The sequence below is a fragment of the Cupriavidus sp. FW305-F7 genome, from assembly GCF_058782875.1.
On the sequence record NZ_JBYSYC010000019.1, the window covers coordinates 121,669 to 139,804 of the forward strand.

Sequence of the window (18,136 nt, forward strand, 5' to 3'; positions counted from 1 at the left end):
TTTCATCTTAGCACCGTTGTTGTCTCCTTACGGCAAATCCATAATCAGGCAGAACAAGGATCGAGTGGACAGCCATGGGACGTATCACGTTTCGAAATGCGGGGCTTTTTGACAGCGCCGAAGGAAAGGTCATCGCGGGCACAACAGTGGTCGTGGAGGGCGACGTCATCGTCACCGTCACGCACAGCGACATACGTGTGGACGACAGCCAGATTCTTGACCTCAAAGGCCGAACATTACTACCCGGGTTGATCGACGCCCATGTGCATGTCACGGCAACCGTGCCGGACTTTTTTAAGCTGTCCCTCATGCCGCAATCGCTAATTGCAGCACAAAGCAAGAGCGTCCTCGAAGCGATGCTGCGCCGCGGCTATACGACGGTTCGCGATGCAGGTGGGGCAGATTCCGGTTTGGTGCAGGCAATTGAAGAGGGACATTTCATCGGCCCACGCTTATTCATCGCGGGCCAGGCGATCACGCAGACCGGTGGCCATGGCGACGTACGCCCCGCCTTTTCTAGCGGCATGCATTGCATATGCTGCGGTTCCGTCGGATTGTTGGGCGCTGTCGCTGACGGTGTTCCCGAAGTGCGACGAGCCGTCCGAGAGCAGATCCGGAATGGCGCGCACCATATCAAGGTGATGGCCGGTGGCGGGATATCGTCGCCCAACGACCCGCTGGAAGGCACACAGTTTTCGCTGGAAGAACTCACGGCCATCGTCGAGGAAGCCTCGGCTGCAAAAACCTACGTCATGGCACACGCTTATGCGCCAGAGGCGATTAAGCGGGCCGTCAGATGCGGTGTCCGTTCGATCGAGCATGGAAACCTGCTCGATGAAGAAAGCGCCGCCCTGATGGCCGAGTATGGTGTCTTTCTCGTTCCAACACTGGCGACCTACGCGGCGGTGGCCCGCTCCGGACGCGATCTCGGCTGGTCGACTGCCATGCTCGAGAAGACCGAGCGTGTCAAGGATCGCGGCATCCAGGCACTAAGCATTGCACGCAGGGCCGGCGTAAAGATCGGACTCGGGTCGGATCTGCTGGGTCAAATGCACGCATCGCAGCATGAGGAGTTGATGCTCCGCCAACAGGCAATGCCGCCTGCAGAGGTACTGCGCAGCGCAACTTTCATCAACGCAGAGTTGATGAATCAGTCCGGAAAGATCGGGGTCATCGCGCCTGGCGCGCGCGCAGACCTTTTGGTAATGGACGGTAATCCGGTCGACGACCTTTCCGCATTTCTAGACGAGAAAAACATGCTGATGGTGATGAAGGAGGGCAAGCCAGTTCTCAATCGACTCCAATGATGTAACAAAGCGACCAGCCACGCAGGCCGGTGACGCATGCAGGAAAACCAGGCAATCAAAGCCGCGCATAAGACGCGGACCTAATGGGTGTTGTGGAGAGTATCGTGTCATTCGTATCTTCAAGAATTGAAAGCTGGGCCTATTCCAGGTACCACCGTCGTCTACTTTTCATCGGTGGACTAGGCTATACCTTCGATGCGATGGACGCTGCAGTCTTGGCGTTCGTACTACCGGTGCTGCGTTCCCAATGGGGGCTCACAAGCGTGCAGACCGGTGTGCTAGGCAGCGCCACGTATATCGGCTTCTTCTTCGGGGCACTGGTCGCCGGAGCGCTTGGCGATATTTTCGGGCGACGACGCGTCATGATGTACGCACTTGCCATCTATTCGGCTGCATCGCTCGTGAGTGCGGTAACCACCTCATGGCCTGCTTTCCTGGGGGCGAGGATTGTGGCCGGGTTCGGTACGGGCGCGGAAAGCGTGATCATCGCACCGTATCTTGTCGAATTCGTTGCACGGCGCTATCGGGGTACGTTCGTCGGTGCACTGACAGGCTTCTTTTCGTTCGGATTCGTGGCTGCGGCCGCCCTCGGCTACCTGATCATCCCGGCCATAGAGCAAGGCTGGCGCGCCGTAATTGTCATCACCGCATTGCCGGTAATTATGCTGCTCTGGTGGCGCCGCGTCCTCGATGAATCCCCAAGGTGGCTCGAAAGCCGTGGCCGACATGACGACGCCCGTAAGGTCATTGAAAAGATCGAGGCAGAACTGCGGTCCGACGGACAAGCCTTGATTCCAGCCGGGAACGACATCGCCGCCCAGACAAACGAGCCACTAGCGAAACCATCTTTCCTGTCGAACTTTAGGGCACTGTGGTCCGGAAAACAGGCTCGTGTCACAGCTATGACGTGGATGATGTGGTTCTCGATCACATTCAGCTATTACCTGTTCTTCACCTGGATTCCAGGGCTGCTCGTGCAAAACGGTATGAGCATCACGCGTAGCTTTGGATACTCGTTTGTCATGTACCTTGCGCAGATTCCCGGGCTGTTTTCCGCGGCGTGGCTGAACGAGAAGATCGGGCGTCAGGCGACCATCGTTTGCTACATGGTGCTGGGCGGCATTGCCGCATTGTGCATGTCGGTCGCCCACACCAACGAGGCCATCATCCTGGCAGGGGCGTGTCTGTCATTTGCCATGAACGGCACCTACGCCGGTGTTTATGCGTACACCGCGGAGATTTTCCCGACCGCGATTCGAACGACGGGGGCTGGTGTCGCTTCCGCCATCGGGCGCGTGGGTGCGATCGCATCGCCCATCATTGTCGGCTATCTCTTCCCGGTCCTTGGTTTCAAGGGAGTGTTCGGACTGACTACCGGCATCTTGATGACGGGCGCGCTCTCAGTCTTCGTCCTGGGCCCAAGAACCAAAGGCTTGTCACTCGAAGCCATCGTGGCGAAGGAGCTGAGCTAATGAAGGCCGACACTCCTGATCTGCTTCGTTCCATCATTGTAGCCGGTACTGACCCAGAGCAACCCGTTGCGACATTCGCAGCGCTTAACCGAGCCCTCCAACAATCTGTGGGACACCAGCTTCTGACCATACTGACGTTCGACTCAATGATGACCATGGCTACCCGCTTGTACTCGAGCCGCCCGGACGCCTACCCTGCGGGCGTACGCAACGCCGTGGCGTCAGAACATTGGGCGAAATCCGTCATCCGCGATGGCCTGCCCTTTGTAGGGCATCAAGCGAGCGATCTAACCTCCGTGTTTGCCGAGCCTGAGAGGATGGCGGCCCTCGGCCTTGGCAGCGTTATCAACATGCCGGTTCGATGGCGAGGCGCAACGGTTGGTACCGTGAACGTGCTCGACGCGGAAGGACGTTATGCTGATGTCGACCTGGAGGATGTCCGAACAATGGCCCAGCTCATCCTGCCCGCGCTGATGGCTGTTTTAAGGTAGTTCGGTCAACGACGGCGAGGCGGCAGTATGGTGCCGCCTCAGATTCAGCCGTTCTGCCTCGCGGTGTGCACTGGTGAAGTGCCGAGGAAGCGAAAGCGGGTGGCATGTGGCACCCGCTTTCTCTACGTCATGCCGGGTTAGCGTCTAGGACATATCAGTAGCCCGGATCTCAAGCGTAACGCCTGCGCCGTGGCCCGCGGTCTCGAAATAAGTGAACCCCTGCCGGCTAGCGACTCTGCCGCGCATCTTGGGCTGAAGTCCCATGACGATCGCCTTTGCTTCCGCCTGGTCGCAGTCCGGTACCGAGAAGCCGAGGTGGAATACGCCCTCGCCATGGCTTTCCAGAAAGGCCCTCTGCGGTGAGGGGCCTTCCGGGGGCGCGCACAGTTGTATTTGCACGTTGGAAATATTCGCGTAGCGGTAGTGTAGCTTGAGGAAAGCCTCGGGACTGGGGACGTCAAGCTCGCCGAGATACATCTCCAAGGATGGAAACTCATGCCAGGGGCCGATCCCGATGGATTCATAGAATGCGACGGCTGCATCCATATCTCTGACAACGATGCAAACGTGATGAAGGGTGTGGAAGACGTCGTCCAGAGCCATGTGCGATCTCCATGTGCTTGAGGTGGGCCTTGCGAAGCCTGAAGCTGTTCCGCAGCCTGAGGGAGCTTTTACTTTGCTTGCGTAGGGACCAGAGCGTCTAGGTTTTATAGGGCCATCGTAGTGCGGATTTCTGCAGAACCGAAGACATGGTTGTTGGCTGCATCATTCGCGATTGACGAAACGTGGTTTCGGAAAAGACCGTTTGTCTGGCTGCGAAATCGCTGGCATTGTGGTTGGATCGGGAACCGCCCCGATTGACAGGTGAAACAACGTCGACGAAGCCCCTCTGGAGACCAGCGAGTATGCACGCCAACATGCCACAGCGTTTACGCTCCCTTCTTTTTGTTCCCGCTGACAGTGAGCGAAAACTTGCTGCTGCATTGAAATCCGGCGCAGATGGTCTGGTGTTCGACCTGGAGGATGCGGTGCCGGAACATGGCAAGGACGAAGCTCGTCGCAAACTCGTTGCATTTCTCGAGGAGAAACGCGAGTCCATGGACGCTGCCCTGTTGGTGCGTGTCAATGGGCTCGCGTCCGGCCATATTCTGCGGGATCTCGCGGCGGTTGTGCCGCACCGGCCGAATGCAATCGTGCTTCCGAAGTGCCGGAGCGTCGATGACGTGCATCGGCTTTGTGACTTCCTTGCTGCGTTCGAGTGTGCGCTGCTGAACGATGGGTGGGAAACAGCCATAGTCGCCATGGCTACCGAGTCGTCGGAGGGGGTATTTGGCTTGTCGTCTTATAGGAATGCGCCGATGCGCCTGCGGGCGTTGATGTGGGGTGTCGACGACCTTGCCGCCGACCTGGGGGCATTCTCGTCGCACGCCGGGCAGGAGTTGACGGCGCCGTTCTCCGTTGCGCGTACGATGTGCCTGCTTGCGGCCGCCCAGGCAGGTATCGATGCCATTGACGCCGTGAGTACAAGCCTGACCGACGGGGAGCAAATCGGGTGCGAAGCCGCCCAGGCCAAACGTGACGGCTTTACCGCGAAGGCCGCGGCTCATCCGTCCCATATCGCAGCCATCAATCGTGCCTTTGTGCCGCAAGAAGAGGAAATTCGCTGGGCACGGCAGGTCATCGAGGCATTCTCGGGGGTTGGCGCCTCAGGCGTTACGAGGCTGGGCGGCGCGATGATCGACCGTCCTCATCTTCGCCTGGCACACCGGATCTTGTGTCACGTCGAGGGCGAGGACTGATTCAGTTTTCGTGGGGGGGTAAGGTCGAAGGCTTCAAGTGCAACATCTCCTTCCGGGCTGCCGCCGGCTGCCTCGGCCACCTCGATCAGCTCGTCGATCAGTGCACGCGCGCAGCCCGGGAGTCCTTCGAGTTCTCGTACAATGACGGCCCGCTCACGGATCGCCCAGGCGTCGCTGAGCTCAAGAATTGCGAGCTTCATGGTGCGCCGGTGGCGCAGGGCGGCGGACAACGGCAGGACGCCGATGCCGACGCCGGTTTCGATCATACGACACATGGCCTCGAAGCTCCGGAGCTGGATTCGGATGGAGAGCCGTTTGCGTTGCTCCTGGACGATATCTGTCAGGAAGGCGTAGAGCGTGCTGCCTTCGTGAAGACTGACATGCTCATATTCCAGCGTGTCTGAAAGGCTGAGCTTGCCAATCCGTGTGAGCGGATGGTTAAGCGGCGTGGCAAGGACGAGCTTGTCGGTGCTGAAGTGAATGACCTCCAGACCTTCGCTGTTTACCGGGCCGGAGATGATCCCCAAGTCTGCGCTTCCGTCCAGAATGCCGCGAATGATGTCGCGTGTCAGCTTTTCCTGCAGGTCAACGGTAACGGCAGGTCGTTGGGCCAGATACCGAGCAAGGACCTCGGGCATGAATTCCGTCACCGCCGTAGTGTTGGCAAAGATGCGAATATGGCCAACGGAGTCCTTCGAGAACTCGGCAAATTCACTGCGCACGTGCTCGAACTGCCTTTCTATGATGCGGGCATGGCGGAGCAGTCGCTCCCCGGCGGGAGTGAGGGTCAGTCCTCGGCTTTCGCGATAGAACAGGCGTGTCCCGAGCTGGTCCTCAAGCGCTTTGAGGCGCGCGCTGGCCGCGGCGGGAGACAAGAACGCCTTGCGTGCGCCCTTGGACAGATTCTCTTCTTCGGCGATGCGGGCAAAGAGGCGAAGGTCCGCAAAATCGAAATGCATGTTGACTCCTTCACCGTCAACGAAAGTTGGAACGCGTGCCCGGGCCTCTGATGGGCCGTTGGCGGATACCGTCGTCAAGGGAGAGGGCGAGCGGATTGGCGCATTAGCCTGCGCGGACACAGGCTGTTATCGGCATCATAGCGCGAGCAGGTCGGTCGGACGCCGCATGCGGAATTGCGATGCTGGCTGCTGACCGTGCCAATGCAATGACAATGTCCAGGGTAGGCTGCGCCCCTATAGTGTCCGCTTGTGCAGAGAATGTCTTGAGCGAACTATGGGAGGTTTTTGCGGATTCCTGCATAGCCTGCGCCGCAGTAGTTCTGCGTGCACGTGGCCGTCCCCCGCGGGAAATAAAAGTTATCGTCCGCGACGGAGAGCAGTGTTACGTTGAGGGCAAAGTTGTGACGGGTGATAGGTAGGCGCAGACAAAGCGGCAGAGAATCGGAAGTCTCATGCTGAACAAGTCTAACCGGTCACCGGAATTGCTTTCGTGCTACGTGGAGCATTGCCGGATTGTAGCGTCGAAGTGTGGAGCAAGCTGCCAGAGTCCCGATTCCGCGCGCTACGATGCGCGATGTGCCGAGCGGTATTGCAGGGGAGTGAGAAGCGTGGCCGCCTTGAACTGCCGAGAGAATGCGCTGTGATCGGCATAGCCGGTTTCAGCCGCGATATCCGTGATGCTGGCATCCGTGGTCTCTAGCAAGCGGCAGGCCCGATCGAGGCGCATGCGCATCATGATCTGCTTGGGCGTAAGCCCGAACACCTCCCGGCACAGACGCTCCAGGGTGTCGAGCGACAATTGCACGTCGCGGGCGATTTCGCTGATCCGGAGGTTCGGTTGCGCTGGCTCTTCCAGGCGCTTCAGGAACTGCAGCAGGCGTCTGTAGCTGGCGTGCTTCTCGTCTGGCCGGGGAAGAATGCGTGAGATACCCAGCAGACCTGCGACTTGGCCGTCGGCATCTCTGACCGGAAACTTCGAGCTGAGGCACCATTGACGATGCCCATCGGCGGAAAAGAACAGGCGTAGCACATCGGTAATCGGCTCGCCGCTGCGAATGACGCTCAGGTCTTGCATCAGCGTGCTTGAGCCGGTCACTTCAAATAGCTCATCGGCTGTCTTGCCGATCACGTCTGCCTTGCTTACCAGCGCACTGCGTTCCACTAGCGTGGAGTTAACCAGTAGGTAGCGCGCCTCCCGGTCCTTGACATAGAAAAGGACGTTTGGCAGCCGGTCAAATACCTGCTCCATCAGTGCAAGATCCAATACCAGGTCGATCCCATGCAGAAGATTCTTGGTGTCGAGCATATGTTGTTCGCATGAGGCAGGCGTACGCGGCGCCCGGGGCGTTCGCGAAAGCCTGGATGACTTTCTTCCGTTCAGCGGCTCTTGCTAGCCGCATTCACAATACCGCCGTCTGGCGTGCTGCGGGGGTAACCTGCGGAGTTTTAGGGGGATGTTATCACGCTGCATATCTCAGTCGTTACTTGGCCGGGAAAACGGCGCAGGCAGAGCCAGATTGCCGCGAGCTGTGCAGGATTCCGCTTCTTTGGGCGGGCCGGCATACAAGACTGGCGGCTCGCGCCGCCACAAAATCCCTGTCAACGCATCTGGTGTTGCAGCGCGGCTGCTGCGGATGATGTGCGGAAATCCGACGCACGGATGGGCAGCGCCCTCCGACTCGGGTCAACTGGCTGAATACGGAGATTCCAGACGTGAATGTTACCCCCTTTCAAAGCGAGCCTTTCGATACTTACACGACCGAGGCGTCGCTCAGTGCCATGCGCACCGCGCTCGACAAGGTTCGTGCGCAACTTGGCAAGACCTACCCGCTGATCATTGCCGGCAAGAAAGTCGAGACGGAGGCCAAGCTCACCTCGACCAACCCCTCGCGGCCCAGCGAGGTCGTCGGGCACACCAGCAAGGCAGGCCTCGACCATGCCGAGCAGGCCATCGAGGCTGCCTGGACCGCCTTTGAGAGCTGGAAGCGCTGGACCCAGGAGGACCGCTCGCGTCTATGCCTGAAGGCCGCTCAGATCATGCGCGGCCGTAAGCATGAGCTGGAGGCATGGCTAGTGCACGAGATCGGCAAGAATTACGTCGAAGCCAGTGCGGAAGTCGCCGAGATGGTCGATTTCACCGAGTACTATGCCCGCCAGGCGCTTCGCTTTGTCGACGGCGTCGGCCACCTGAATGCCTATCCCGGCGAGGAGAACAAGAGCTTCTACATCCCGCTGGGCGTCGGCGTCGCCATCGCGCCGTGGAACTTCCCCATGGCGCTGATGACCGGCATGCTGATGGGTGCCATCGTTGTTGGCAATACCGTCATCTGCAAGCCGGCCGAAGACACCATTGTTTCGCTCTCCAAGGTGTTCGAGATCTTCGAGGAAGCGGGCTTTCCTCCTGGCGTCATCAACTACCTGCCGGGCACGGGCCGCGAGATCGGCGCGTACCTTGTCGATCATCCGAAGACCCGCTTTATCAACTTCACCGGCAGCCTGAAGACCGGCATTGCGATCAACGAGTCGGCGGCCAAGCTGCGCGATGGCCAGAAGTGGATCAAGCGTGTGTTCCTCGAACTCGGTGGCAAGGACGCGATCCTGGTGGACGAGACCGCCGACCTCGATGCTGCCGCACTGGGCGTGATCCAGAGCGCGTTCGGCTATTCCGGCCAGAAGTGCTCGGCGTGCTCGCGGCTGGTCGTGGTCGATTCCGTCTACGATGAGCTTATGGCAAAGGTCGTTGCGCGCGCCGAAGAACTGCGCGTGGGTGCTGCCGACACGAACCCGGATTTCGGCCCTGTGTGCAATGCGGCACAAGCAGAAAAGGTTGCGGAGTACATCGAGATTGGCAAGGGCGAAGGCAAGCTGCTGGCCGGCGGCAAGCGGCTGGAGGGGGAGGGCTATTTCTTCGCTCCGACCATCTTCGGCGATGTCGCGCAGGACGCCCGCATCTTCCAGGAGGAGGTCTTCGGCCCCTTCCTGGCAGTGACACGCGTTGCGAACTTCGAAGAAGGCCTGAAGGCGGTCAACAACACTGTCTATGGGCTGACGGGCGCCCTCTATTCGCGCGATCGCACTCGCATTGAGCAGGCTCGCCGCGAGTTCCATGTAGGCAACCTGTACTTCAACCGCAAGTGCACCGGCGCCTTGGCGGGCGTCCAACCGTTCGGCGGCTTCAACCTGAGCGGTACGGACACCAAGACGGGTGGGCCCGATTACCTGCTGCAGTTCCTGCAAATGAAGGCGGTCGCCGAGCGCTTCTGACAAGTATTAGCGTAGAAACAAAAGGTGCGTCCGCGGGCGCACCTTTTTTCTTTTGGGTTGCAGCGACAGTCTGGATGAACACTCCGTGGGCATGCCCGATAAGTCTTCAAAGGACGCAACGCGGTTGGCGCAGGCCCCCTCCTTTGCTGCCATTCATATCGGGTGCTCAGACCCAAATTTGAGCACGTACGGTGCGCGGCGGCACGATGGCCTTGCAGCGTCCGTGTGTTAGCACCGATACCGCGCCGCTGCCGCACTGATCATGTGCCGCAAGACCCATAGTTGTGCGTAATAGGTAATAACCCCTAAGCGGATACCCCAATGTTTATGCGGGTTGCGCGCAGATCGTTATGCAGAAAGCCGCAAATCTTGCTCTGGCTGAATGCAAGCGGCCAGGCGCGATAGCTAGCAGAATTTCGCTCACCAAAGCTGTTGTCAAAACGACGGCTTCGGAACACAAGGCTGGCGATCTGCCGAGAGGGGGATGGCCAAAGCGCGGTCCATGCATGGCGAACGCTATTGCATGAAGACCCGCAAGTGAACGTACCAAGTGAGGGACGAGATGAGCAAGAAGCTGCTATCGGCTAGCGTTTGCGCGGCCGGACTGATTTTTGGGGTGAGCAATCCGGTCTGGGCGGATCTGCTGATTGGTGTTGCAGGACCGATGACTGGCCCGTATGCGTCGGGCGGGGAACAGATGCGCAACGGCGCGGAACTCGCAATTGCCGACATCAATGCCAAGGGTGGCGTCCTGGGCCAGAAGCTGAAGCTGGTCGTCGGCGATGACGTGTGCGATCCGAAGCAGGCAGTTTCTGTGGCGAACACTCTCGTTAACAAGGGCGTGGTGTTCGTCGACGGACATTATTGTTCGAGCTCCACCATCCCCGCCTCGGAGGTCTACAACGACGCAGGCATTCCGATGGCGACCATCTCAACCAGCCCCAAGGTCACGGACCGCGGGTTTGCCAACATTGTCCGCGTGACGGGCCGGGACGATCAGCAGGGCAATGTCGCCGCCACCTATCTCGCAAAGCACTTCAGCGGGAAGAAGATCGCCGTGGTCGACGACAAGAGTGCCTATGGCAAGGGGCTGGCAGATGAAGTCGCGAAGGGCCTTGCCGATCAGAAGGCCAAGGTGGCGCTGCGCGAGTCGATCACAGCGGGCGAGAAGGACTACAACGTGCTGGTGAGCAAGCTCAAGGCGTCCGGCATCGAAGTGCTGGCGTACGGCGGCTACTACACCGAACTCGGGCTGATCCTGCGCCAGGCGGCCCAAGCCGGGCTGAAGCTCGCCGTCATGGGTGGCGATACCCTGACTAACACGGAGCTATTGTCCGCAGCGGGTTCCGCGGTCAACGGCGTGTTGTTCACATTCGGCCCGGATCCGCGCAAGAATGCCGAAGCCAGCGATGTGGTGGAGCGTTTCCGCAAGGCCAAGATTGAGCCGGAAGGCTACACGCTGTACTCCTACGCCACGATCCAGCTCTTTGCGCAGGCAGCCGAGCGTGCGCGCAGCGCCAAGCCGGAGGCCGTCCAGAAGGCCCTGCGCAGCGGCGCGTACTCGACGGTGGTCGGCCCGGTGAGCTTCGACAGCAAGGGCGACCTCACCAAGCCGGGCTATGTGGTCTATCGCTGGAGCGGAAACCAGTACGGCTACGCAAACTAAGGGGATGCAGCACCTCGGGACGACCGAGTTGCTGCCATTTGCTTTGGAATGGCAGCGTCCTGCGTGGCGCTGCACAGGTTGCGATAGCGGTTGTTGGAGTCCATTTCATGTATCTCGCATTACAGCAGCTCATCAACGGCATGACCCTGGGTGCCGTCTATGGTCTCATCGCCATCGGCTATACCATGGTGTACGGCATCATCGGCATGATCAACTTTGCCCATGGCGAGGTGTTCATGATCAGCGCCTTCATTGCCATCTCCGGCTTCACCCTGATGACGGCGCTCGGCGTGACTTCGGTCCCCCTTGCGCTGGTCGTGGTGTTGTTCCTCACGATCTTGTTCACCTCCGCATACGGATGGGCGGTAGAGCGGGTGGCCTATCGCCCCTTGCGCGGCGCGTCGCGCCTCGCTCCGCTGATCTCGGCGATCGGCGTTTCGATCTTTCTGCAGAACTTCGTCCAGCTTAGCCAGGGTGCTCGCGTAAAGGCGCTGGCGCCGGTCATTACGGGCGGGATCGAACTGGCGAGCAATGGTGATTCGACCGTCTACCTGTCCTACGTCCAGATCCTGATCGTCGTGGCGACGTTCCTGTTGATGGGGGGCTTCACTTGGCTAATCACGCGAACGTCCTTTGGCCGTCAGCAGCGTGCATGCGAGCAGGACAGGACCATGACTGGCTTCCTCGGCATCAATGTTGCCCGCACAATCTCCCTGACCTTCATGCTCGGCGCCGGCCTTGCGGCGATCGCCGGGACCATGGTGACGTTGTACTACGGCGTCGTGGATTTCAGCATCGGCTTTCTGGTAGGCGTGAAGGCATTCACCGCGGCCGTACTCGGTGGCATCGGCTCGCTTCCCGGTGCGATGCTGGGGGGGCTCCTGATCGGCCTGATCGAGTCGTTCTGGGGGAGCTACTTCTCGGCGGAGTACAAGGACGTTGCAACCTTTGTCATCTTGATTCTGGTGTTGGTCGTGCGGCCTTGTGGACTGCTTGGCCGACCGGAAGTGGAGAAAGTCTGATGAGCACACTTCATGTTTCCGGATCCCGCGGTATCCGATCACGGCTGGGAGATGCCGTCAGGGTTGCGCTGGTCGGCGCTGTCCTGGGTATCCCGCTAATTGGCCTTACCACGACCGACGCGGGTGGGAAGTTACAGTTGCAGACCCGCTGGGATGCACTGGCCATCTCCGTCGGCATCGTATTCATTGCGCGCTTCCTGCAAACGCTCGTTCTTGAACGCCTGCACCTTCGCAAGGCGATGAAGGCGCCAGCATTGCCGAAGCTTCGTGAACCGCTGCCGCTCACCAAAGCGGCCGGCTGGATTGCGCTTGGCGTCGCCGTGGCTTTGCCGATCGTGTTTTCGGGTAACCGCTATCTTGTCGATATCGCGACCACAGTGCTGATCTATGTGATGCTCGGCTGGGGCCTGAATGTCGTCGTCGGCCTTGCCGGGCTGCTGGATCTTGGTTACGTGGCCTTCTACGCCATCGGCGCGTACAGCTACGCGCTGCTGTCCATCGGGTTCGGTTTGTCGTTCTGGGTCTGTCTTCCGCTTGCCGGCCTGTTCGCGGCAATTTTCGGGATCCTGCTGGGTTATCCGACGTTGCGTCTGCGCGGTGACTACCTGGCCATCGTGACGCTCGGTTTTGGCGAGATCATCCGTCTGGTGATACTCAACTGGGCTGATCTGACTGGCGGCCCGAACGGAATCTCTTCCATTCCGCGGCCCACCTTCTTCGGTTTGCCGTTCAGCAGATCCGGGGATACGCCGACGTTCTCCAGTGTCTTCGGGCTGGAGTACTCGAGCGATCATCGCGTGATCTTTCTGTACTACCTGATCTTTGCGCTCGCTTTGCTGACCAATGTGCTGGTCCTTCGCTTGCGCCGCTTGCCGGTTGGTCGGGCTTGGGAGGCTATGCGCGAAGACGAGATTGCGTGCAAGGCATTGGGTATCAATGTCACCAATGTGAAGCTCTCGGCGTTTGCCCTGGGCGCCATGCTGGGCGGATTCGCGGGCGTGTTCTTCGCGGCACGCCAGGGCTTTATCTCGCCGGAGAGCTTCACTTTTGGCGAAAGCGCGACGGTCCTGGCCATCGTCGTCCTCGGCGGCATGGGCAGTCAGTTGGGCGTTGTGCTGGCTGCGCTGGTGCTGGTGCTCTTGCCTGAGCTTGGCCGCGACTTTGCCGAGTACCGGATGCTGCTGTTCGGTGCAGCCATGGTTCTCATCATGGTCTGGCGTCCGGGCGGTCTGATGTCTGTCCGGGAGCCGACACTGACGCTGAAGCACTATTTGCGCAAACGGGCCGCATCCAACCGTGCCATTCCGGTGACCGGTGCAACCATGGTGGAGAACGGTCGATGAGACGAACGCTAATCACCGTAGACGGACTGGAAATGCGCTTTGGCGGCATCAAGGCGATCGAAGGACTGTCACTGACGGTCGGTGAGGGCCAGATTACCTCCGTCATTGGCCCCAATGGCGCTGGCAAGACGACGTTGTTTAATTGCCTGACGGGGTTCTACAAGCCAACGGCCGGTTCGATCCGGATGTTGCACCCGCATCATGGCGACTTGCATCTAGAGTCCTTGCCGAGCCATGACGTGACGCGGAAAGCGGGAGTGGTTCGGACCTTCCAGAACATCCGCCTGTTCCCGAAGATGACCGTGATGGAGAACCTGGTGGTTGCCCAGCACAATGCGCTGCAGAAGGCTTCCCGCTTCAGCCTCGCGGGCCTGTTCGCGTTACCGGGGTACCGACGCGCCCAGGAGGAGGCAATGGAGAAGGCCTATCGCGGCATTCAGGCACTGAAGCTGGAGGACTGCGCGGATATGGCTGCCGGTGCACTGCCATATGGTCTGCAGCGCAAGGTGGAGATTGCCCGGGCCATGTGCGTGGATCCGGTGCTGCTTTGCCTGGATGAGCCGGCCGCCGGTCTCAATCCGAAGGAGTCCGCGGAACTCAATGAACTGCTGACCCGGCTCGTGCGGGAGGCAGGTTTGAGCATCCTGCTGATCGAGCATGACATGAGCGTGGTCATGAACGTGTCTGACCATATCCATGTGCTGTCCTTTGGCAAGAAAATCGCCGAAGGCTCGCCAGAGCAAGTTCAAAATGATCCGAATGTTGTGGCCGCGTACCTTGGTGAACCGGAACGCGGTCCCGAAATGGAGGCCGCAGCATGATTCTGCAGATTGAAGATGTGCATGCGCACTATGGGCATGTCCACGCGCTCAGGGGCGTATCGCTATCCGTCCACGAGGGCGAGACGGTGACGCTGATCGGCGCGAACGGGGCTGGGAAGTCGACCTTGATGACCAGCATACTGGGTGCGCCGCGCATCAGAAGGGGCCGCATTCTGTTCCAGGGAAAGTCGCTGCAGGGTCTCGGCGTACACGACATTTCAAGGCGTGGCATTGCCATTTCTCCTGAAGGCAGGCGTATCTTTCCGCGCATGACCGTGAACGAGAATCTGCTGATGGGCGCAACGTTCGCTGATCCGGGCACCCGCAGCGCCGACCTGCAGCGCATGTTCGAGATGTTCCCCATCCTTGCAGAACGTAGCCCCCAAATGGCCGGTACGTTATCGGGCGGCGAGCAGCAGATGCTGGCGATCGCACGGGCACTGATGAGCCATCCAAAATTGCTGCTGATGGATGAGCCCTCGCTTGGTCTTGCGCCGATCTATATTCGGAAAGTCTTCGAGATCATCGAAATGCTCAATCGGGAGTACGGCATGACGATTCTGCTGGTCGAGCAGAACGCCAACCAGGCGCTGCGCGTTGCACATCGGGCCTATGTTCTCCAGCAGGGCAGCATTGTCATGAGCGGGACCGGGCGAGAGTTGCTGCAGAGCCCGGAAGTCCGTGCGGCTTACCTCGAAGGCGGAAAGCCGCGCAACGATACGGTTTCGGCAGCCGTGGCCTGATCAACCGATTCAGTTACTTCTCCTTTTTCCTATCATGAACCAGAGAACTGCCACAGTCGCGATCATCGGCGGCGCCATCATCGGAAGTTTTACCGCCTTCTTCCTGCGCAGGGAAGGCTTTGCCGGGACGATCAAAGTCATTGAGCGCGACCCGACTTACCAATACTGTTCGACGGCGCTGTCGGCGTCGTCCATCCGTACCCAGTTTGGCTGCCCGTTTAATATCGGGATGAGCCTCTTCGGTGCCGGTATGTTCCGAGAGATCAAGCAGTGGTTTGGCGACGACGCGGACATTGGATTTGACGAGCGCGGTTATCTGATGCTCGGCACGAAGGAGGGCGAGGATGCCATGTACGCGACGGCGCATTCGCAGATTGAAGCCGGAGCGACCATCGATATCATGACGCCGGCGCAGGCGAAGACGCGCTATCCGTGGCTGAACGTTGAAGATATCGGCATCGCGACGTACGGCGCCGCCAATGAAGGCTGGTTCGATGCTTGGGCGCTGCTCCAGCTTGTGCGGAGGGAGGCGAAGAAGCTCGGCGTCGAGTATGTCACTGCCGAGGCCAACGGCTTCGAGTCGCGCAACGGTCGTGTCACGGGCGTGCGGCTCGCCGATGGCAGCGTGGTGGCTTGCGACTGGTGCGTGAACGCAGCGGGCCCCGCTGGCGGAAAGGTAGCGAGCTGGCTCGATATCGCACTGCCGGTCGAGCCGCGCAAGCGCACTGTCTTCCATATCAAGGCGCCGGTGCCGACTGAGGGATTTCCCATGCTGTTCGACAACTCGGGCGTCTGGATCCGCCCGGAAGGCGACGGGTTCATCGCCGGCATCGCGCCGGAGGAACACCGGGATCCCCGCGCCGAGGGCGACTTTGAACCGGATCACTACCTCTTCGAGGACATTGTCTGGCCGTACCTGGCGCATCGGGTGCCGGCGATGGAGAGTACGCGGCTGCTGCGGGCGTGGGCTGGCCACTACGAGATGAACCTGCTGGACCACAATGGTGTGGTCGGTCCGCATGACGAGATTGAGAATTTCCTGTTTGCGACAGGCTTCTCCGGTCACGGCGTCATGCACGCACCGGCCACGGGCCGGGCGATCGCGGAGTGGATCGTGAACAGGCGGTATCGGACGATCGATGTGTCACCGCTGGGCTTCGACCGCATTCGCAAACAGGAGCCTTTGCTCGAGTCGGTGGTGTACTGAGACCTTACGGGGGAAGCCACCTGGCATTGATACCGTCGCGGTAAGCCGGCCCTTGAGGTGATAGCCTCAAGGGCCTTTTCTATACGGCCAAGATGTGATCGGTCGAGCGGCTACGGTTTCCTGAGCCCTGACGCGGGACCCGTGCGTCAACTCCTTGGGCGGGTCCGGGCCGAAAGGCACAGCGCCAGCAGCGTCCCGATGCGGTATCGCTGATCGCTGCCAGTCTGGCGTTGCCGTTGACGAAAAGGGGGAGGCGGATGGCCTGGCCAGGGAATGGGAGCAGTGCTTGTGTTTCTGTCAGCATGCTCTCAGCCAGTCTCGTGCTGTGAAAGCGCCCGGGCCCGGCTTCGCTAAGGCGAATGCCGGGCCCGGAATAGCGAGCGCCGAAGACTTTGTTTCGATGGCAGCGCGCTATGTCTTGCTGGCACGAATCTCCAGCGTCACGCCGGCGCCCTTGTCCGCTGTGTCGAAGTAAGTAAATCCACTGCGGTTCGGCAAGCGACCGCGCATCTTGATCGGCAGCCCGAGTCCGGTCGCTTCCGCTTCTGCGTCATCACAGTCAGGTACGGTGAAGCCGAGATGGAAGACGCCCTCTCCACGCGTATCCAGGAAGTGCCGCTGCGGCGTATTGCCGGCCGGTGGCGCGCAGAGCTGAAGCTGGACGTTGCCCAGGTTCGCGTATCGATAATGCAGCCTCACGAACGCATCGGCGTCTGGCACGTCAAGTTCGCCCCGGAATGCTTCGAGGGAAGGAAACGCGTGCCAGGGGCCAACCCCGATGGACTCGTAGTAGGCGACGGCCTTGTCCATGTCACGTACGACGACGCAGACATGATGCAGTGTCTGAAACAGGTCTGTCTTTTTCATGGCGTACTTCCCGTTGCGGCAGGCTGTCGATCAGTTACCGGCTTGCTGGGCGAATGCTTCTGCCGATTCCTCGAAAGTCTGGCCTGCGCGCGGATTCCATTGCACGCCGGAACGTGCCACGACGCCGGGCTTCAGGCGCTGCGTCTCGTCGTAGTCGCCCCACGGGTGGAAGTAGAGCGGCTCAACCGTATCGAGCGACTTCAGCCGGTCGGCATAGGCGTCCAGATAGGCTTCGCGGTCCTCCTGCGTGACGCGCGCGGGCATCCAGGCGGCAAACGGAGGCAGGACGGTGAAGCCGGTGTAGCCAAGAACGCCGTTGTGGATCGGCCAGAGGATATGGTGCAGATCGCCGTCGATGCCGTTGGGCTCGTAAAGGGTCGACGCAGTCCCGGTGGTGAGGCAAATCATGGCGCGTTTGCCTTTGAAGTGCCCCGACTCGTACTTGCGGCCGGTCGAATAGGCAAAACCGCGGCTGAATACCCGATCCACCCAACCCTTGAGGATGGCCGGCATTGAAAACCACCAGACAGGGAACTGAAACAGCACCAGATCTGCAGCTTTGACTTTTTCCTGCTCGGCGGCGACGTCTGCGCTGTGGGTGTGGTGGGCAAACGCGTGTTCCTGTTCGCGTGACAGATCCAGGTATTCCGAATCCGCGCGCTCGTGCGGAAAGTCTGCGTGGCCGATGGCGGGAGACCAGCCCATTTGGTACAGGTCACTGACGGTTACCTGATGCCCGAGATCCGTCAGCGTCTGCACCGCGGTTTTCTTCAGCGCGGCGCTGAACGAGTTCTGTTCGGGATGTGCGAAAACGATAAGAACGTTCATGTTGGTTTCGTCCAAGGGGGTGCTCGATGCTGGCTGATTTTCCGCGCAATGGCCATTCGCGTCTTGCATTCCTTTAGGCAAGGATTTGCGGATTTTTGCATAGAACAGGAGGGCGTTCCCCCGCAGGCCGGCCGAAAGCACGGAAAGGCACGTGCGGCTTGGGACACATCCGTGCAGGGCTAAGGGCAGCCGTGCTCTTCTGGAAAACTCTCATCCTTTTTCTTGCCGTCATTGCGTCACCTACGCCCCAAGCTTTGCACCACCGAAATAATCACAAAATGGAATATTTAATCATTCCATTAAATCACTTACGCGACGTCTTCCTTTGACCCATGATTTGCACAGAG

At 59.9% G+C, this 18,136-nt stretch carries 16 protein-coding genes; 11 read left to right on the top strand and 5 right to left on the bottom strand.

Features of this window, described 5'->3' with window-relative positions:
* The first annotated feature begins 74 nt into the window (after nucleotides 1-74).
* The 3 genes from AC3WL8_RS19165 (at nucleotide 75) to AC3WL8_RS19175 (ending at nucleotide 3,270) form a co-directional block, all read left to right on the top strand.
* A complete protein-coding gene (locus AC3WL8_RS19165) occupies nucleotides 75-1,307 on the top strand; it encodes a metal-dependent hydrolase family protein (RefSeq protein ID WP_492378623.1) in 1,233 nt (410 codons plus the stop codon).
* 104 nt (nucleotides 1,308-1,411) lie between these two features.
* Entirely contained in the window at nucleotides 1,412-2,779 is a 1,368-nt protein-coding gene (locus AC3WL8_RS19170) for an MFS transporter (protein ID WP_492378624.1), read from the top strand.
* On the top strand, nucleotides 2,779-3,270 hold the full coding sequence (locus AC3WL8_RS19175; protein ID WP_492378625.1) for a hypothetical protein: 492 nt from the start codon (nucleotides 2,779-2,781) through the stop codon (nucleotides 3,268-3,270). Before AC3WL8_RS19170 ends, AC3WL8_RS19175 begins: the two co-directional genes overlap by 1 nt.
* Before the next feature lie 144 nt (nucleotides 3,271-3,414).
* On the opposite strand, the gene AC3WL8_RS19180 is transcribed toward AC3WL8_RS19175, so the two are convergent.
* Complete coding sequence (locus AC3WL8_RS19180; protein WP_492378626.1) at nucleotides 3,415-3,873, bottom strand: VOC family protein; 459 nt, start codon at nucleotides 3,871-3,873, stop codon at nucleotides 3,415-3,417.
* Between the two features lie 302 nt (nucleotides 3,874-4,175).
* Here AC3WL8_RS19180 and AC3WL8_RS19185 point away from each other — a divergent pair, with 302 nt between their 5' ends.
* The gene (locus AC3WL8_RS19185; RefSeq protein WP_492378627.1) at nucleotides 4,176-5,069 is read left to right on the top strand and encodes an HpcH/HpaI aldolase/citrate lyase family protein; all 894 of its coding nucleotides are present in this window, start codon (nucleotides 4,176-4,178) and stop codon (nucleotides 5,067-5,069) included.
* Here the strand turns inward: AC3WL8_RS19185 and AC3WL8_RS19190 are convergent.
* Together AC3WL8_RS19190 and AC3WL8_RS19195 are read right to left on the bottom strand one after the other, a co-directional pair.
* A complete protein-coding gene (locus AC3WL8_RS19190; RefSeq protein ID WP_492378628.1) occupies nucleotides 5,048-6,028 on the bottom strand; it encodes a LysR family transcriptional regulator in 981 nt (326 codons plus the stop codon). The genes AC3WL8_RS19185 and AC3WL8_RS19190 overlap by 22 nt on opposite strands.
* A gap of 562 nt (nucleotides 6,029-6,590) precedes the next feature.
* Nucleotides 6,591-7,334, bottom strand: coding sequence for an AraC family transcriptional regulator (locus AC3WL8_RS19195; protein ID WP_492378629.1), 744 nt, complete (start codon nucleotides 7,332-7,334; stop codon nucleotides 6,591-6,593).
* 407 nt (nucleotides 7,335-7,741) lie between these two features.
* On the opposite strand from AC3WL8_RS19195, the gene pruA reads away from it, so the two are divergent.
* The 7 genes from pruA (at nucleotide 7,742) to AC3WL8_RS19230 (ending at nucleotide 16,094) form a co-directional block, all read left to right on the top strand.
* On the top strand, nucleotides 7,742-9,292 hold the full coding sequence (gene pruA / locus AC3WL8_RS19200) for an L-glutamate gamma-semialdehyde dehydrogenase (protein WP_492378630.1): 1,551 nt from the start codon (nucleotides 7,742-7,744) through the stop codon (nucleotides 9,290-9,292).
* 562 nt (nucleotides 9,293-9,854) lie between these two features.
* Complete coding sequence (locus tag AC3WL8_RS19205) at nucleotides 9,855-10,958, top strand: branched-chain amino acid ABC transporter substrate-binding protein (protein WP_492378631.1); 1,104 nt, start codon at nucleotides 9,855-9,857, stop codon at nucleotides 10,956-10,958.
* Nucleotides 10,959-11,065: 107 nt separating this feature from the next.
* Entirely contained in the window at nucleotides 11,066-11,980 is a 915-nt protein-coding gene (locus tag AC3WL8_RS19210) for a branched-chain amino acid ABC transporter permease (RefSeq protein ID WP_492378632.1), read from the top strand.
* Nucleotides 11,980-13,323, top strand: a complete 1,344-nt coding sequence (gene livM, locus AC3WL8_RS19215) for a high-affinity branched-chain amino acid ABC transporter permease LivM (RefSeq protein WP_492378633.1) — start codon at nucleotides 11,980-11,982, stop codon at nucleotides 13,321-13,323. The genes AC3WL8_RS19210 and livM overlap by 1 nt, the downstream gene beginning before the upstream one ends.
* Complete coding sequence (locus AC3WL8_RS19220; protein ID WP_492378634.1) at nucleotides 13,320-14,144, top strand: ABC transporter ATP-binding protein; 825 nt, start codon at nucleotides 13,320-13,322, stop codon at nucleotides 14,142-14,144. Before livM ends, AC3WL8_RS19220 begins: the two co-directional genes overlap by 4 nt.
* Nucleotides 14,144-14,887 (top strand): ABC transporter ATP-binding protein, encoded by a 744-nt coding sequence (locus AC3WL8_RS19225; RefSeq protein ID WP_492378641.1) that lies wholly within the window; start codon nucleotides 14,144-14,146, stop codon nucleotides 14,885-14,887. Before AC3WL8_RS19220 ends, AC3WL8_RS19225 begins: the two co-directional genes overlap by 1 nt.
* 34 nt (nucleotides 14,888-14,921) lie before the next feature.
* A complete protein-coding gene (locus AC3WL8_RS19230) occupies nucleotides 14,922-16,094 on the top strand; it encodes an NAD(P)/FAD-dependent oxidoreductase (RefSeq protein ID WP_492378635.1) in 1,173 nt (390 codons plus the stop codon).
* Between the two features lie 411 nt (nucleotides 16,095-16,505).
* Here AC3WL8_RS19230 and AC3WL8_RS19235 read toward each other — a convergent pair whose 3' ends face one another.
* A complete protein-coding gene (locus AC3WL8_RS19235; RefSeq protein ID WP_492378636.1) occupies nucleotides 16,506-16,961 on the bottom strand; it encodes a VOC family protein in 456 nt (151 codons plus the stop codon).
* A gap of 30 nt (nucleotides 16,962-16,991) precedes the next feature.
* On the bottom strand, nucleotides 16,992-17,804 hold the full coding sequence (locus AC3WL8_RS19240; protein ID WP_492378637.1) for an NAD(P)H-dependent oxidoreductase: 813 nt from the start codon (nucleotides 17,802-17,804) through the stop codon (nucleotides 16,992-16,994).
* Between the last annotated feature and the right edge of the window lie 332 nt (nucleotides 17,805-18,136).

Coding starts and splice junctions, on each gene's coding strand:
- AC3WL8_RS19165 (WP_492378623.1), top strand. CDS start 75: ATGGGACGTATCACGTTTCGAAATGCGGGGCTTTTTGACAGCGCCGAA.
- AC3WL8_RS19175 (WP_492378625.1), top strand. CDS start 2,779: ATGAAGGCCGACACTCCTGATCTGCTTCGTTCCATCATTGTAGCCGGT.
- AC3WL8_RS19180 (WP_492378626.1), bottom strand. CDS start 3,873: ATGGCTCTGGACGACGTCTTCCACACCCTTCATCACGTTTGCATCGTT.
- AC3WL8_RS19185 (WP_492378627.1), top strand. CDS start 4,176: ATGCACGCCAACATGCCACAGCGTTTACGCTCCCTTCTTTTTGTTCCC.
- AC3WL8_RS19190 (WP_492378628.1), bottom strand. CDS start 6,028: ATGCATTTCGATTTTGCGGACCTTCGCCTCTTTGCCCGCATCGCCGAA.
- AC3WL8_RS19195 (WP_492378629.1), bottom strand. CDS start 7,334: ATGCTCGACACCAAGAATCTTCTGCATGGGATCGACCTGGTATTGGAT.
- AC3WL8_RS19205 (WP_492378631.1), top strand. CDS start 9,855: ATGAGCAAGAAGCTGCTATCGGCTAGCGTTTGCGCGGCCGGACTGATT.
- AC3WL8_RS19210 (WP_492378632.1), top strand. CDS start 11,066: ATGTATCTCGCATTACAGCAGCTCATCAACGGCATGACCCTGGGTGCC.
- livM (WP_492378633.1), top strand. CDS start 11,980: ATGAGCACACTTCATGTTTCCGGATCCCGCGGTATCCGATCACGGCTG.
- AC3WL8_RS19220 (WP_492378634.1), top strand. CDS start 13,320: ATGAGACGAACGCTAATCACCGTAGACGGACTGGAAATGCGCTTTGGC.
- AC3WL8_RS19230 (WP_492378635.1), top strand. CDS start 14,922: ATGAACCAGAGAACTGCCACAGTCGCGATCATCGGCGGCGCCATCATC.
- AC3WL8_RS19235 (WP_492378636.1), bottom strand. CDS start 16,961: ATGAAAAAGACAGACCTGTTTCAGACACTGCATCATGTCTGCGTCGTC.